Consider the following 15714-nt stretch of genomic DNA (forward strand, 5'->3'; position numbering starts at 1 on the left):
CTGATAAGCAAAAGCAGTGTTCCCCATGAATGATATAGATACCAAGGAAGTAAAAGCCTACCTGCTGAATCTGCAGGATCGCATCTGCGATGCCCTGGGCGCCGAGGATGGGCGGAAATTTCATGAGGATGCCTGGGAGAGACCTGGCGGTGGCGGCGGGAGAACCCGAGTGCTGGAAGAGGGCAACCTGATAGAGAAGGGCGGTGTGAATTTTTCCCACGTCTACGGCGATGGCCTGCCGCCCTCTGCTACAGCGAGCCGTCCTGAACTGGCCGGTTGTTCATTTGAGGCCATGGGTGTCTCCCTAGTAATTCACCCTCGTAACCCGTATGTGCCCACCAGCCATGCCAATGTACGTCTATTTGTCGCTAAAAAGCCCGGTGCCGAACCAATATGGTGGTTCGGAGGGGGATATGACCTTACCCCTTACTACGGTTTTGAAGAGGATGTTGTGCACTGGCACAGCACAGCCAGGCAGGCATGTGCCCCGTTTGGCGAGGATACCTACCCACGCTTCAAGCAATGGTGTGACAAGTATTTTTACCTGAAGCATCGCGATGAGGCTCGCGGAGTGGGTGGCCTGTTTTTTGACGATTTTAACGAGGGGGGATTCGACAATGCTTTTGCCTTTACCCGTGCCGTGGGCGACAGCTACTTGGATGCTTATCTGCCCATAGTGCAAAAGCGAAAAGACACTGATTTTGGCGAGCGCGAACGCGAATTTCAACTGTACCGTCGTGGCCGTTATGTGGAGTTCAATCTGGTGTTCGATCGCGGCACTTTGTTTGGTTTACAAAGCGGTGGGCGTACCGAGTCGATCCTGATGTCCCTGCCATCATTGGTCAGTTGGAAGTACGACTGGCACCCCGAGCCGGGCTCAGCAGAGGAAAAACTCTATACAGATTTTCTGCCACATCGGGACTGGCTATAGCCGGGGAATTTGTCACAACGGAGGTATGCCGTGCATCAATCGCGACTGGAAGGCATCAATTCACTGTTTCTTGACTACCGACGCCACTTTGAAACAGGGGATGCTGAGCAGATTGCCGACTTTTACCGTTTTCCCCTACATTACTACCATGAGGACGGCAGTAAATCGGCAATTGATCGCGAGGCTTTTGTAAAGCAAGTAAGCAAGCTACTAAACGCCTATCGTCGTTTAGAGGTTTGTCAGATCCTTGGCACAGTAACAGAGGTTATCGAGTTGAATGAATTCAGTAGCCTGGCCAGTGTGCGCTGGACATTGCTACACCCCAAGGGAGAAGAAAAAGCAGTTGAGCTTTACAGCTCCCAAACCCGCTATTTGCTCACCGAGACAGAATCGGGGCTTAAGATAGACGGTCTGATTATTGTCGATGAAAGCGCCAAAATTCGCGAAGCGGTAAGGGCGCGCAAGAGGTCACTTTCATGAGTGATCGCTATGGAGTTGTGGGCAATCCTATTGCCCATTCCCTCTCCCCAGAAATTCACATCGCTTTTGCCAAGCAAACCGGCCAGGATCTTACCTATAGCAAATTGCTTGCACCTCTGGATGGATTCGCCCATAGCGTGCGTACTTTCTTTGCGGAGGGTGGCCGTGGTTTGAATGTTACAGTGCCATTTAAACTGAAGGCATGCGAGTTAGCGGACGAACTCACCGAGCGCGCTGCCGCTGCCGGAGCAGTGAATACTCTGATACTTCGACGAGATGGGCGGCTACTGGGTGACAATACCGACGGTGCCGGCTTGGTGGCCGATATCCGTGACAACCTGGGATGGTCAATTCGTGACAAGCGAGTTCTGCTGCTGGGCGCTGGCGGTGCTGCGCGCGGAGCCCTTTTACCACTGCTGGCAGAGCAGCCGGCTCATTTGCATGTGGCTAATCGCACCGCAGACCGGGCTGAACAATTGGCAGATGAATTCTCCCATTATGGCGCCCTCAGCGGAGGTGGTTTGCAGGGGTTGTGTGGTAGTTTTGACCTGGTGATCAATGCCAGCTCCGCCAGCCTGGACAATGAGCTGCCGCCATTGCCGGATCACCTGTTCGCTCAGGGGGGCAAAGCCTACGACATGGTGTATGCCACCGGAGCCACTCCTTTTGTGCATTGGGCTCATGGTTTGGGTATCGAGGCTGCAGATGGGTTAGGTATGTTGGTGGGGCAGGCAGCGGAATCATTTTTCTTATGGCGTGGTGTACGCCCACTGGTGACCCCCGTGATGGCCAGGCTGCGCCGGGAATTGAATAACAACAATAATTAGAGGAACTGGCTGTGCGTGAGTTGGTACGCAAATTATCCGTGTGTTTTGCTGTTGGTTGTTTTGGCGGGCTTTGTTATGCGCTTGGCCTTTGGGCTATGGGGCAATACGGTTTTACTCAGTGGCTGGGAGTGGATCTGGCTCCTCGGCTAAGCAACGCCTATTTATACCAGCGTATTGTTTGGGGTGGCCTTTGTGGGCTGTTGTTCCTGTTACCCTGGCGAAATACCTGGCTTTTGCGTGGCGCACTGCTCTCATTGGTGCCAGCTGGCTTAATGTTGCTCTACCTGCTGCCCCAGCGCGGTTACGACTACGGCGCCTTTATGCTGGGGCAACTGACTCCGTTAGTTATAATCCTGGCTTGTGCCATTGGCGGTATAGCTGCTTCCGGCTTACTGCGACTCCAGGGCAAGTAAAAAAATTGCCGGCAGACATGGCCGGCAATGTATTCAGGCTTCGAATTCGATCTCGATAAGACTGCAACTTTGGGTGTGGCCCATGGCGCGTTTGATGGTTGGATAGACTGAAGCAGTTGCCACGCTCACGCCCAGTTCAATCCGCTGTTTCATATCGAGCTGGACACCGATGCGCTCATCCAGCACCGGATCGATATTCTTGTAACTCGCCAGTGCGGTGGAGAAGTCATAAATATCTTTTAGCGCTTCAGGCAGGTTGCTGCCGCCCTGGATACAGGCTTTGACCACTGCCGGATCTATTTCCGCTTCCAGCGCCATACGCACATTGAGCTGCAGGCAGGCACCGCAGTCGGCCACCTGCATGGCTGCCAGCTTACTGACCCAGAATATATCCAGTGGCAGGAATTCCCTATGCATGGATAGCGGTTGGAAATTGGCGAACTTTTCATAACCCTGCGGAGAGCTTCGCAAAAACTCCCTGAGGTAGTCCATGTCGTAGCGGTATCTACGGGAGAAAGTGTCCATTTCCTCTAGACGCTGCTGTTCATTCATATCGTAGGCTCCTGGTTGCCGATACTAGAAAGTTGGGCTCAATAGGCCCTGCAGCTAAGTTTTATTGTTATTTCCGTTAGGAAGAAATTAGCTTCTATCGGTAATTTCGATAGGTGGGCTGTAGTAGTTGCCGTATAGGCGCCTAGCCTCGCGTGCGAACCAAAGTCCAGCCTGGCCCTGGGCTGTTCTGGCCGACCAGAGCAGGTCGACATCCAGGCTCCAGGCACTGAGCGCGCTGGTTAAGTTTAGCTCTACTAATTTTCCGCTCTTTAGGAAGGGGCGTGCCAGCTCATATGGAGCGTTTACCCAGCCGACGCCTTTACAAGCTAGATCCAGAGCTTGCAGTAGGGAGTCACAGATCCAGATTTGAGCCGAGAGTTGCCAGCGGTGCTGGCTGGTCACTGATGCGGTGATAATCTGCCGGTACTGGGCAGCCTCACTGAGGCTGGCACTACTCTCTTGCGCCAGGGCGTGATCAGGGCTGGCGAGACAGAGCACAGGCTGTCGACCGAGGGTACTGAAATCCAATGCATCAGGGTAATTTTCCCGAGCATTTACAAAGGCGAAGTCTACGGTACCTTGGGCCACACTGCCCACAGCATGCTCGCCGTCGGCGCTGCTCAACTGCAATGTAGTGTGGGGAAAATGCTTACTGAATGTCGCCAGCATGTCGTTGAGGCGGTCAGGCATAACCAGCTCTTCAAACTGGACTCGCAACAGTGGCTCCTCTCCGCATTGGTAGGAGTCCGCAGCCTGCTGGAAACGATGCAGCTGTCCCAGGGCCTGACGGGCCAGAGGCAGCAGGGCCTGGGCTGCTGCAGTGGGCTGGGGATACTTTCCACTGCGATCGAACAGAACTAGCCCCAGGTCGAGTTCCAGGTTTTGAATGGAGCTACTCACTGAAGACTGTGCGCGGCCCATTCCCCTGGCGACAGCAGAAAAGGATTTCTCTTCGCACGCGCGCACGAAAGTGTGCAGTTGATCGGTATTGAGGTTGAGCATGGGCACTCTTTAAATCAGTGAGTGTTTAGTACTGTTCCTGCAACAGGTACTGTTCTTTGAGGTTCACATAGTTCTCAGCAGAATAACGGAAGAAAGCCCTTTCTTTTTCGGATAGAGGGCGAGCTTTCTTGCAAGGGGCACCTACATAGAGGTAGCCACTTTCCAGGGTTTTGCCCGGTGGCACCAAGGCTCCTGCAGCTAGCACCACTTCATCCTCAATCGTTGCACCATCCAACACAATGGCACCGATACCGATGAGCACTCGATTGCCAATGGTGCAGCCGTGCAGGCAGGCCTTATGTCCGATAGTGACATCTTCGCCAATTGTCAGGGGCCAGCCGTCAGTATTGAAAGGGCCGGCATGAGTGATATGTAATACAGCCCCATCCTGTACACTGGTCCGCGCACCTATTTGAATACGGTGCATATCGCCGCGTACCACGGCCATTGGCCATACGGAGCAATCATCCCCGAGAGTGACATCGCCGATCACAGCCGACTGTGGATCGATATAAACACCATTACCGATTTGCGGGACTTTCTCGCCGGCAGAGTCGTTGTGGCTGCGCAGTGGGGACATAAAGAAGCTCCTGTACAATGAATCCTCTATCATAGCTGTATCCTATTTCGAGCACAGGGTCCTGTATGTCCAATCCATTACTGAATATCCCGCTACTTCCGGCATTTGACCAATTGCAGCCGACACAGGTCGAGCCGGCAATCTCCGAGCTGATCGCCCATTGTCAGCAACAGTTACAGCAGGGCTTGGATAATCCGGGCTGGGAAAATACGCTGGTACCCCTAGAGCAGGCCCAGGACGAACTGAACCGCGCCTTCTCTCCGGTGAGCCACCTAAACAGTGTATTGAGTGGTGAGTGGCGCTCGCCCTATGAAGCTGCACTAGCGCAAGTGACTGCTTATTGGACCGAACTGGGTCAAAATCGTGAGCTGTATGAGGTTTACCAAGAGCTGGCTGCCGCTCAGGGATTCGATAGTTGGCAACAAGCTCGTAAAAAGTCGGTGGAATTGGGCCTGCGGGATTTCGAGCTCAGTGGTGTTGGGTTACAGGGGGGTGCCCGTGAACAATTCGCAGCCAACAGTCGCCGTTTGGCAGAGCTTTCCAGCCAGTTTGCCAATAACGTGCTGGATGCCACAAATGCCTGGACTTGGCACACTGAAGATGAAGCAGAGTTAGCGGGCTTGCCGCAGACTGCGTTAGCGGCTGCAAGCAGCGCCGCGCAGGGCAAAGGTAAAAACGGTTGGTTGGTCACACTGGAGGGCCCCTGCTATCTGGCAGTAATGACCCATGCGGATAATCGCGAATTACGTCGTCAGGTGCACTTGGCTTTTGTCAGTAGGGCTTCTGAAGTTGGTCCGAATGCTGGTGAATTTGATAATTCCGAGGTGATGGAATCCATTTTGGCTCTGCGTGCGGACCAGGCTCGACTATTGGGTTTGGACAGTTATTCTCAGCTATCCCTGGCCAGCAAAATGGCGCCAAATACTGAGCGTGTACTGGAATTTCTTAACGACTTGGCAAAGCGGGCAAGGCCGGCTGCTGAGCAGGAGATGAAGGAACTCAGTGAATTCGCCAAAATAGAATTCGAATTGGATGAATTACAACCCTGGGATATTGCCTGGGTAGCGGAGAAGCTTAAGCAAAAACGCTATGCCATCAGCCAGGAAGAACTACGCCCCTATTTCCCCTACGCAAAAGTCGTCGATGGATTGTTTGCGGTCGTTGAGAAGCTTTTTGGAATTACTGTCGAGGAGGATACCTCAGTTGCTACCTGGCATGACGATGTGCAATTTTTCTGGCTACTGAGGGGCGGTGAACGTATTGCCGGCTTCTACCTGGACGCGTTCGCCAGGGAGAAAAAGCGTGGCGGCGCCTGGATGGATACCGTGGCAACCCGTCGCCAGACTGAGCAAGGAATACAGTTGCCCATTGCATATCTCGTTTGTAATTTCAGTCCAGCTGCTGGTGATATGCCCTCTCTATTAACACATTACGAGGTGACCACGCTGTTCCATGAGTTTGGTCATGGTTTGCACCACATGCTCACGAAAATTGATGTGGCAGCTGTTTCCGGGATTAATGGTGTTGCCTGGGATGCTGTTGAGATGCCCAGCCAATTCCTGGAGAACTGGTGTTGGCAACCACAGGCGATAACCATGCTCTCTGCACATTTTGAAACCAGTGATCCTCTGCCGAAGGAACTGCTGGATAAGATGCTTGCGGCAAAGAACTTCCAGTCCGCCATGTTTACTGTGCGTCAGCTGGAATTTGCATTATTTGACTTCCGCTTGCATTGCTGTGAAGAGGAATTGTCCGCCGAGAAGATCCAGCATCTGCTTACTGAGGTACGCTCTGAAGTTGCCGTGGTGCCTGTGTCGGCACAAAATCGTTTCCAGCATGCATTTAGCCATATTTTTGCCGGCGGCTATGCGGCAGGGTATTACAGTTATAAGTGGGCGGAGGTGCTGTCTGCTGATGCTTTTTCCCTGTTTGAGGAGAAAGGCATTTTTGATGAAACCACTGGCAAGCGATTCTTGCATAGCATTCTAGAGCAGGGAGGTAGTCGTGATGCACTTGAACTGTTTACTGAGTTCCGTGGTCGAGAACCCCAGATTGATGCACTGTTGCGCCACTCTGGTATCGAGCAGCAAGAACTGAACATCAGCCCGGCTTGAGAAGCCTCCATATCATGAAAGATTGAGCAGTAGTCATGATCAGTACAGAAAAGCCTGATGGGAAAAAGAAATCGCAGAAAAAACGTTTCATTGCAGGTGCAGTCTGTCCGCGCTGCAGTGAAATGGATCGGATTGTAAATTACCAGGAGGAGGGTAAAAATTATCGGGAATGTGTTTCCTGTGGGTTTAAGGATGAAATCCGCTTGCAATCTGCGCCAACGGAATTGCTAACAAGAGTCAGTTCCACGCAAAGGAAAGAAGTACGTGAGGAACCTGTCAAACTTATTCAGCCGCCCCAAAAAAATAAAAAGTGAAAAAGATATATTTGTTATTGACCCTGTTGGTAGTCGTTTTTGTAGTAGGTTTGTACGGCCTTGATCGTTACCGTGAGATCAAGAGGCATCAGCAAGAGCAGACAGCTCACTTGCTGGCTAGCTGTGTTAACCAGGGAATTCTGAGCTTATTTCGCTTGCAGGCAAATGACTGGAAAAAACACCCGAATTTCTATCGTGAGCAGCAGCAAGTACTGAATGCAGATATTGAAGCATTGCCAAAAAAAATTTTGGACGGAAAACCGTTTGAATCCTGGCGGTATGCTGTGGAGATCTGTGAGAAATTGACCAGGAATACCAATCTGCAACATATCACTATTTTTCGGCCTCTCGGCGAACTGGCTTCCGCAGAAATGTCAGATGCCAGAACTTTCAAGAGAAAGGAATCGCTGCGTAAGCGTAAAAAAATCATCGGAGGGCTTAAGGAATCCGCCCGTGCTGCAGACAGATATCTGAGAGATCTGCAGAGTGATATTAATATTAAGCTGCAGGCCTACCGGTTCTCAGATCAAGAGAAGGAGAACATCTGGAACCGAATTAATTCTGAAGTGCTCGATTATTATCAGAAGGGTAGTTTCTCCCTTAAAAGAGCAGAGATCTATCTTGAGCGGGTTTCTAGTTTCTATCGGCTGATGGCTGAAAATACCAGAGGGTATACTGTGCGAAATGGTAGCCTGTATTTTTACGACTCCAAACTCCGGTCAGAGGTAGAAGGACTGAATCGTGCGATGCTACAGGGGGAGGGTGAGTTTTTTGCCAACTATACCCAGATCGTTGCCCGGAAGCAGATACCGGTATCTGTCCACTAAAAAAATGGTGAGCGGGTTTTAATGCATTATTATGCCCGCTCAGTATTTACCATCCTGAAATTATAGTTTTTATAGTTTTCATTTCTCTGCATTGATTCGTTCACTCTGTCTGTACTAATTTCTTTTTGAGAATAACCGGAATGAATATTCCGCTTATTCTGAATAGTTTGTTGTATCGGTGTATTTATTTTGTTGGCATGCTCCTTTTTGTATCCAGGAGTCGGTTACAGTGTAGTATCGATAATAAACTATGAGCCCCACAGAACGTGCACTAATCCACAAAAATAAGCTGAACCATATGCCATGGTTGCCCCAACTCTGGGTTAACCACCAACTAGGGAAGAAAACTACAATAGTGGCAATAAACATTGTATCGCGCATTTTTCGACTTCTACCGGCACCAATAAAAACTCCATCGAGTTGATAGCTCCATACCGCTATTAGCGGTAAGGCACAAAGCCACCAGTACACGTGATTGGCCTGTTCTATAACAGTACCGATATCAGTAAACAGAGAGAGAATAACTGGCTGTGCCACAACCAGAAGTATGGTAAGGCCTATAGCGCTGCCGAGAGCCCAGATTCCAGCACTGTGAACGGTTGCCTGGAAGAGCTTGCTTGATTTTTTAGCAATGGACTCTCCTACCAGCGCCTCAGTGGCATGTGCAAAGCCATCAAGGGCATAAGAAGTAATCATCAAAAGCTGGAGCAGAATTGCGTTGGCAGCCAAAACAGAGTCGCCTTGAGACGCCCCCTGGGCCGTGAAAAAAGTCAGTGTCAAAAGTAAAAGACATGTTCTAATAAATAGGTCTGTATTAATGTGGAGTAATTCGATCCAGGGCTTTGGATTTGCCCAGGGAAGAAGCTGACGCTTACATAACAGGTTAACGATGTCAGACCAGATATCGCCATCTATCCGGCGAAGTAAATAAAAACCGAGTACAAAGGCAAATAGATCAGCGCTTACGGTAGCAACTGCGGCACCCTTTGCGCCAAGGCCAAGGCCGAGTATCAGTAGAAAATCCAGGCCAATATTAAGAATATTGGCGGCGAGTAATATATATAAAGGAGCGCGGCTATCCTGCCTGCCAATAAAAAATCCGAGTATGGCAAAGTTGGCTAGCGCGATAGGGGCGCTTATCAGGCGTATTTGTAAGTAAGATAATGCATGAGGGCCAGCTTCAACACTGGCATTCATCCAACCGACTATGTGGCTTAGTAAGGGAAAGGCAATTATTTGAAGTAAAATCCCGAGGCAGAGAGCCAGTAGCAGTGCGCGTAATAGCCAATCAACTCCTCCCTTATCACTTCGGGCTACTAGGCCGGTAGTGCCCATGCGAAGAAAACCGAAGGCCCAAAGTAGCATGGACATGACGCTCGCACCTACAGCCACTCCAGATAGATACTCTGGCGAGGGTAGGTGTCCCAGAATTGCGGTATCCACAGCCCCCAATAAAGGGACAGAGATATTGCTCAGAATCATGGGCCAAGCAAGGTTCCATACCCTTCGCAGTGGTTGTTTGTCGAGTTGTGAATGCTGCATAGGAAAAACCACAGAAAATATATTTTTGCCGGCTAGGCATAAGTATCGGACTGAGGTGTACTAACTCAGTTGAAGTAAGTCGATTGCATAGTGCAGTTAACAGACTTTCGGCATGATTTGTTAGAGCTTGAAATAATCACACGGCATAAATGAAGAGATTGGTACCAGTTTTACCTGTGGTGCCAATGCCAACCCGTCGGCTAGATGGCGGATTGATGATATCGCGGATTATCCTGGCGTAAAAATCGTTTGTTGCTAAGCTGTCGATTATGCCATATTTGCATGGTAAATCTTGGCCGAAAAAATATTGAAATATTTATCTTTGATTTAAACAGAGGTTGATTGAATTTTGCTTAATGAACCTCGGTTTATGGGACTTTAAAATAGTAGTCATATTTATCCAAAAAAATCGTCTTGTTACAAAGTATCTGTAAATAAGCTCATATTTAGTAAGAGCATCTCAAAATAGTGATGAAATTTATTTGTAATTCCCTAACAAGTTGGAGCACACGAGCATAATTTTTCGCTATAAGCGTCGATTGACTTTTCGGTAGCAATATGTTCCCGTTGTACCTGCAGTAGTTGCGACAAATAAGAAACACAGGTTGTTGGTTGTACCTTCCGGACGACGACATCTGAAGTAAAAAAATCTTTTACTAAGAATAACAAGTTGCACTGACGGCAGTAATGCGGAGTTATCTCTCCGCCCAGTGTATGTAGTCTTGTGTTACTACAGTATGTCCACAATTTTTGTGTGGAATTAACCCTGTATCGCCATATGGTACTGGGAGATTTCAGTTATCCGTGAAGGCCAGCGGCCAAAATAAAATTTCGGGTTTCCCTGTGAAGCCCGCAACCACGGAGATCTGTAGGCGATGTTGAGAGGCTTCGATCGGCTGTTCGCCTTGCTGGCTGCTTCGCTGACCGCCCACTCTACAGTGGCGGAAGAGCAAGCTGTTGAGCGCTGGGGGGTCAATATGCCCAAAGGGGTAACGGAAGTTGCCCAAACCACCTATGAACTGCACATGCTCATTTTTTGGATTTGTGTGGCCATAGGTGTCCTGGTTTTTGGCGTCATGTTCTATAGCATGTGGCGGCATAGAAAGAGTAAAGGGCACCAGGCTGCACAATTCCATGAGAGCACCGCAGTCGAGTTGGTGTGGACAATTATTCCCACCGTTATCCTGATCCTGATGGCAATCCCTGCCACAAAAACGCTGTACGATATCTACGACACAGATAAGGCTGATCTGGATATCATGATTACCGGGTATCAGTGGAAGTGGAAGTACGAATACCTGGGCTCTGATGTTTCCTTCTTCTCTAACCTCTCCACGCCCCGGGCACAGATTAATAATCAACAGCCCAAAGGGCCCAACTACTTGCTGGAAGTGGATGAACCCTTAGTTGTTCCTATTAAGAAAAAAATTCGCTTCCTGATTACAGCCAATGATGTAATCCATGCCTGGTGGGTACCAGATCTCGCTGTTAAAAAAGATGCAATACCGGGTTTTATAAACGAATCCTGGACACGCATCGAGGAGCCTGGAATTTACCGCGGTCAGTGCGCAGAACTTTGTGGCAAAGACCACGGGTTCATGCCAATTGTTATCAAGGCGGTCCCAGAAGAAGAATATACTGCCTGGTTGGGTGGCCGGGCTGAATCCGCTGCGAAGATACGCAAATTGACTGAGAAAAATTTTACCTTTGATGAGCTTTTCGCCCAGGGGGAAAAAGTTTACAACCGTGCTTGTGCTGCCTGCCATCAAGCAAATGGCAAAGGTGTACCCGGGGTTTTCCCGGCTATAGCTGGATCGAAAATAGCCACCGGGCCACTGGATACTCACCTGGATATCGTCATTGATGGCTCCCAGGTAAACCCTGCCATGCAGGCATTTGGAGAGCAATTGTCTGAAGTAGATCTCGCTGCGGTAATTACCTACCAACGCAATGCCTTCGGCAACGAAATGGGCGACACAGTTCAGCCTATTGATATCCTCAATTTCAAGAATAAGCAGTAAATGCCCGGAGGAAATTTAGCATGGCACATGGTCCTCAAGCTGGATTAAAGCGGTGGCTTTACACCACAAATCATAAAGACATAGGTACCCTTTACCTATGGTTTAGTTTTGCAATGTTTTTCTTGGGCGGGTGTATGGCGCTGGTGATTCGCGCCGAGCTGTTTGAACCGGGCCTGCAGATTGTGCAACCCGAGTTTTTTAACCAAATGACCACGATGCATGGGCTTATCATGGTATTCGGTGCAGTTATGCCGGCTTTTGTAGGCCTTGCCAACTGGATGATCCCGATGATGATCGGCGCTCCGGATATGGCTTTGCCACGTATGAATAACTGGAGCTTCTGGATATTACCTTTTGGGTTCGCGATGCTCGCATCCACACTCTTTATGGAGGGCGGTGCCCCTAATTTTGGCTGGACTTTTTATGCGCCTCTCTCCACTGAGTACGCACCACCCAGCGTAACCTTCTTTATTTTTTCTGTGCATATCCTTGGTGCCTCCTCGATCATGGGAGCTATTAATATTATTGCCACCATCTTGAATATGCGCGCACCTGGCATGACATTGATGAAAATGCCGCTATTTGTTTGGACTTGGCTGATCACTGCATACCTTTTAATTGCCGTGATGCCTGTTCTCGCAGGTGTGGTAACTATGATGTTGATGGATATTCACTTTGGAACCAGCTTTTTTAGTGCTGCTGGCGGTGGAGATCCTGTGTTATTCCAGCATGTATTCTGGTTCTTTGGGCATCCTGAGGTTTACATTATGATTTTGCCGGCATTCGGCATTATCTCGGCAATTATCCCTACTTTTGCCCGCAAGCCGCTATTTGGCTATAGCTCCATGGTATACGCCACTGCGGCGATCGCTTTTTTGAGCCTTATTGTATGGGCGCATCATATGTTCACTGTGGGTATGCCAATCGCCGGTGAACTTTTCTTTATGTACGCAACGATGCTGATCTCAGTACCTACTGGTGTAAAGATATTTAACTGGGTATCCACTATGTTCCGTGGATCAATGACTTTTGAGACCCCGATGCTGTTTGCAATCGCATTTATTATCCTGTTTGCGATTGGTGGATTTTCAGGATTGATGTTGGCGATCGCTCCAGCAGATTTTCAGTATCACGACACCTACTTTGTAGTAGCTCACTTCCACTATGTTCTTGTCCCAGGAGCTATATTCTCCATTACCGCGGCTGTTTATTATTGGCTGCCTAAGTGGACGGGCAATATGTACAACGAGACCATGGGTAAAGTGCACTTCTGGCTGGCTTTTATCGGTTTGAATCTCACGTTTTTCCCTATGCACTTTGTTGGTCTCGCCGGTATGCCAAGACGAATCCCGGATTACGCATTGCAATTTGCCGACTTTAACCAGATGGCCAGTATAGGAGCCTTCCTCTTTGGTGCGGCACAGGTGGTATTTCTGTTTAATGTGGTACGCACTGTAATGGGGGGTAAAAAGGCTACCGAGCAGGTTTGGGATAACCCACAGGGGTTGGAGTGGACTGTACCTTCACCGGCTCCATACCATACTTTCAGTACGCCGCCGGTTGTTCGTTAATCTTTGGATAGCTAATGAGAATCAGCAAAAATAGCAAAGTTACTGCGAAATTGCTGGCGCTAGCCGCCAGCATGCTGGTATTCGCTATATTTGTTATGCCGCCTCTCTACGACGCTTTTTGTGAAATTACTGGTTTAAACGGTAAAACAGGAGGGCGTTACGAGGCCGTGCCTGCAGCCATAGATACCAGCAGGTCAATCACAGTCCAGTTTGTAGCGAGTAATAATGACAATATGCCATGGAAATTCTCTCCCAGTGTTATGTCGATAGAAGTACACCCGGGTGAGATCATGGATACTGTGTTTCTCGCATTTAACCCTACCAAAGTGGATATGATCGGCCAGGCTATTCCAAGCTTGGTACCGTTTAAGGCAGCGCAATATTTCCATAAAACCGAGTGCTTCTGTTTTAATCAGCAAAAGCTAAAAGCAGGGGAGAAAGCGGAGCTACCTCTTAGATTTATTGTCGATCCAGATATACCTAAAAATGTGAAAACCATAACCCTTTCCTACACGCTGTTCGATGTTACGGAAAGAATTTCTAAAAATGTCGATAAAAATAATACCAAGTCCGCGCGAGAGGGATAAAAATATGGCTACTGAAAGCAGTTACTATGTACCCGAACAGTCTAGGCTGCCAATATTTGCCACCATTGGTTTGTTTTTGATTGCTTTTGGTGCTGCAAATTGGATCAATGGTGGCAGTTCTTATGTTTTCTTTACTGGTGCGCTAACCCTGGCGACTGTGCTGTGGTTCTGGTTTGCTGCTGTCATTAAGGAAAATATGGCAGGTTTGAATAGTGAACAATTGAAGCGATCTTATGTATGGGGGATGGGTTGGTTTATTTTCTCTGAAGTTATGTTCTTTGCGGCATTTTTTGGAGCATTGTATTACATAAGAAATTTTTCTGTCCCCTGGCTCGCAGGAGAGGGAGAAAATGGTATTTCCAATATGTTGTGGGAAGGTTTTGAAAATACCTGGCCACTCTATGTGACTCCAGATGCAGCAGCCCATGGTGATACTGCAAAATTTATAGGGCCAAAAGATGTTATTGATCCTTGGCACCTTCCATTGTGGAATACACTCATTCTGCTGACTTCCAGCGTCACAGTTCACTTCGCTCATGTTTTTCTTAAAAAAGGTGAGCGTGGAAAGTTCAATGCATGGTTGGGAATTACAGTAATTCTTGGAGCCGTATTTTTGTACCTACAGGCGAAAGAATACTATGAAGCATATCAGCACTTAGGGCTTACGTTAGAATCCGGAATTTATGGCACTACATTTTTTATGTTGACCGGATTTCATGGTGCCCATGTGACCCTGGGGACCATCATGTTATTAATTATGTTGTTGCGATCTGTAATTGCTCAGCACTTTAAACCTAATGATCACTTTGGTTTTGAAGCTGCGAGCTGGTACTGGCATTTTGTAGATGTTGTTTGGGTTGGCCTCTTTATCTTTGTCTATGTTCTTGGAGCTTAGAATCGTTGTATCTTTGATTCCCCCTTTACAGAAGTAGAAGGGGAATCAAAGAATTAATATTTGTCTGCCCAAGGTGCGCTCTTAGCGAGAATTCCACTCTCGAAACCGTACCAAATAGCTAATAAGAGTAAAGCGGCAAGGGAAATTCTGATTCCCAATGCATACAGCGTACGCTTTGATTGGGGGGCTCCCATATCCCGTAGTAGAAAAAACAAAGCACTGGAAAGGCTGACCAGTACCGCAAGAAATAGAACCACAATAACTATCTTCAGCCACATATTATTATTTTCCATCAGTGATGTAGTAACGTATGAGAGTAGAGATACCATCAGTTCCTACGAAAAATACCAGTGTAACACTGATTCGTAACTGGCCTATAACCCTCTTCTCAATAGGCTTGTTTCCAATTTTAGTCTCATTGGGATTTTGGCAATTGGAGCGAGCAGAATATAAAGAAACCATTCGCGAAGAGATTGATGCGAGGTTGTCCTTACAACCGGCAAGACCTGATGCAAATTTAGATTTAAGAAGATTTACTCCAGTAAGTTTGTCGGGGCAGTACACCGGAGAATACTTCTTATTGGATAACCGGACTCGAAGTGGACGGGCAGGTTATGAAGTCTTACAGGTTTTTATATCCGCCGACCAAAGGTGGTTGATAAACCGTGGATGGATACCCTTATCAATGAACCGAGATGTACTTCCAAAAGTTTTTTATCCAAAGAACCCTATAAAAATTATAGGTTTTCTCTATCCTGTTGCAAAAAAAACTTTAAATAATCTGTCTGCTCAAGAAAAAAATCGGCGAATACAGTTACTCGATAAAAATCTGATGAAAAAACTAGATCTATATGATGCATCTTGGGTGATCAGACTTAGTGCCGATTCAAATTCTGCATTAGTAACTGACTGGAATTTCATTAAAAATAGTGCAGAGCGTCATAGAGCATACTCCGTACAATGGTTCTGTATGGCAATAGCTTTGGTAATTTTATGGGTGTTCGCGGCTACCAATTTTGGTAGGCTCTTTGGATATAAATAGAAATAAATGAAGGGTT

General features: G+C 48.1%; 17 protein-coding genes. 12 read left to right on the top strand and 5 right to left on the bottom strand.

What is annotated here, in order from left to right; translation table 11 throughout:
- The first annotated feature begins 25 nt into the window (after positions 1-25).
- The 4 genes from hemF to ACJJI7_RS06975 are packed head-to-tail and all read left to right on the top strand — an operon-like array spanning position 26 to position 2651.
- A complete protein-coding gene (hemF, locus tag ACJJI7_RS06960) occupies positions 26-931 on the top strand; it encodes an oxygen-dependent coproporphyrinogen oxidase (protein ID WP_282952021.1) in 906 nt (301 codons plus the stop codon).
- Positions 932-961: 30 nt separating this feature from the next.
- Positions 962-1411: a DUF6841 family protein gene (locus ACJJI7_RS06965; RefSeq protein WP_282952020.1), complete on the top strand. Its 450-nt coding sequence runs from the start codon at positions 962-964 to the stop codon at positions 1409-1411.
- Positions 1408-2238, top strand: coding sequence for a shikimate dehydrogenase (gene aroE / locus ACJJI7_RS06970; RefSeq protein WP_282952019.1), 831 nt, complete (start codon positions 1408-1410; stop codon positions 2236-2238). The genes ACJJI7_RS06965 and aroE overlap by 4 nt, the downstream gene beginning before the upstream one ends.
- An 11-nt stretch (positions 2239-2249) precedes the next feature.
- The gene (locus ACJJI7_RS06975) at positions 2250-2651 is read left to right on the top strand and encodes a hypothetical protein (RefSeq protein WP_020413845.1); all 402 of its coding nucleotides are present in this window, start codon (positions 2250-2252) and stop codon (positions 2649-2651) included.
- A 33-nt stretch (positions 2652-2684) separates the two neighbouring features.
- Here the strand turns inward: ACJJI7_RS06975 and ACJJI7_RS06980 are convergent, their stop codons facing one another.
- The 3 genes from ACJJI7_RS06980 to ACJJI7_RS06990 form a co-directional block, all read right to left on the bottom strand.
- Positions 2685-3203: a hypothetical protein gene (locus tag ACJJI7_RS06980; RefSeq protein WP_282952018.1), complete on the bottom strand. Its 519-nt coding sequence runs from the start codon at positions 3201-3203 to the stop codon at positions 2685-2687.
- An 87-nt stretch (positions 3204-3290) separates the two neighbouring features.
- Entirely contained in the window at positions 3291-4205 is a 915-nt protein-coding gene (locus tag ACJJI7_RS06985) for a LysR family transcriptional regulator (RefSeq protein ID WP_020413843.1), read from the bottom strand.
- Positions 4206-4230: 25 nt separating this feature from the next.
- Entirely contained in the window at positions 4231-4785 is a 555-nt protein-coding gene (locus tag ACJJI7_RS06990) for a gamma carbonic anhydrase family protein (RefSeq protein WP_282952015.1), read from the bottom strand.
- A gap of 65 nt (positions 4786-4850) precedes the next feature.
- Between ACJJI7_RS06990 and ACJJI7_RS06995 the strand changes: the two genes are divergently transcribed.
- Genes ACJJI7_RS06995 through ACJJI7_RS07005 form a run of 3 tightly spaced genes read left to right on the top strand, consistent with a single transcriptional unit; the run spans position 4851 to position 8040 of the window.
- Positions 4851-6899 carry a M3 family metallopeptidase gene (locus ACJJI7_RS06995; RefSeq protein WP_444902418.1) on the top strand — a complete coding sequence of 683 codons (2049 nt, stop codon included), beginning with the start codon at positions 4851-4853 and terminating at the stop codon, positions 6897-6899.
- A 35-nt stretch (positions 6900-6934) separates the two neighbouring features.
- Positions 6935-7213 (top strand): YheV family putative zinc ribbon protein, encoded by a 279-nt coding sequence (locus ACJJI7_RS07000; protein WP_020413840.1) that lies wholly within the window; start codon positions 6935-6937, stop codon positions 7211-7213.
- On the top strand, positions 7210-8040 hold the full coding sequence (locus ACJJI7_RS07005; protein WP_444902417.1) for a hypothetical protein: 831 nt from the start codon (positions 7210-7212) through the stop codon (positions 8038-8040). The genes ACJJI7_RS07000 and ACJJI7_RS07005 overlap by 4 nt, the downstream gene beginning before the upstream one ends.
- Positions 8041-8193: 153 nt before the next feature.
- Here the strand turns inward: ACJJI7_RS07005 and ACJJI7_RS07010 are convergent, their stop codons facing one another.
- Positions 8194-9582, bottom strand: coding sequence for an MATE family efflux transporter (locus ACJJI7_RS07010; protein WP_444902416.1), 1389 nt, complete (start codon positions 9580-9582; stop codon positions 8194-8196).
- An 875-nt stretch (positions 9583-10457) separates the two neighbouring features.
- Here ACJJI7_RS07010 and coxB point away from each other — a divergent pair.
- The 4 genes from coxB to ACJJI7_RS07030 are packed head-to-tail and all read left to right on the top strand — an operon-like array spanning position 10458 to position 14656.
- Positions 10458-11603: a cytochrome c oxidase subunit II gene (coxB, locus tag ACJJI7_RS07015; protein WP_020413837.1), complete on the top strand. Its 1146-nt coding sequence runs from the start codon at positions 10458-10460 to the stop codon at positions 11601-11603.
- A 20-nt stretch (positions 11604-11623) separates the two neighbouring features.
- Positions 11624-13174, top strand: coding sequence for a cytochrome c oxidase subunit I (gene ctaD / locus ACJJI7_RS07020; protein WP_020413836.1), 1551 nt, complete (start codon positions 11624-11626; stop codon positions 13172-13174).
- Between the two features lie 14 nt (positions 13175-13188).
- Entirely contained in the window at positions 13189-13761 is a 573-nt protein-coding gene (locus ACJJI7_RS07025; RefSeq protein ID WP_020413835.1) for a cytochrome c oxidase assembly protein, read from the top strand.
- 4 nt (positions 13762-13765) lie between these two features.
- Positions 13766-14656: a cytochrome c oxidase subunit 3 gene (locus ACJJI7_RS07030; protein WP_020413834.1), complete on the top strand. Its 891-nt coding sequence runs from the start codon at positions 13766-13768 to the stop codon at positions 14654-14656.
- A gap of 53 nt (positions 14657-14709) precedes the next feature.
- Here ACJJI7_RS07030 and ACJJI7_RS07035 read toward each other — a convergent pair whose 3' ends face one another.
- The gene (locus ACJJI7_RS07035; RefSeq protein ID WP_020413833.1) at positions 14710-14934 is read right to left on the bottom strand and encodes a DUF2909 domain-containing protein; all 225 of its coding nucleotides are present in this window, start codon (positions 14932-14934) and stop codon (positions 14710-14712) included.
- Between the two features lie 32 nt (positions 14935-14966).
- Here ACJJI7_RS07035 and ACJJI7_RS07040 point away from each other — a divergent pair, with 32 nt between their 5' ends.
- Positions 14967-15698 carry an SURF1 family protein gene (locus ACJJI7_RS07040; RefSeq protein ID WP_282952009.1) on the top strand — a complete coding sequence of 244 codons (732 nt, stop codon included), beginning with the start codon at positions 14967-14969 and terminating at the stop codon, positions 15696-15698.
- Positions 15699-15714 lie beyond the last annotated feature (16 nt).

It is taken from the genome of Microbulbifer variabilis (genome assembly GCF_056232115.1).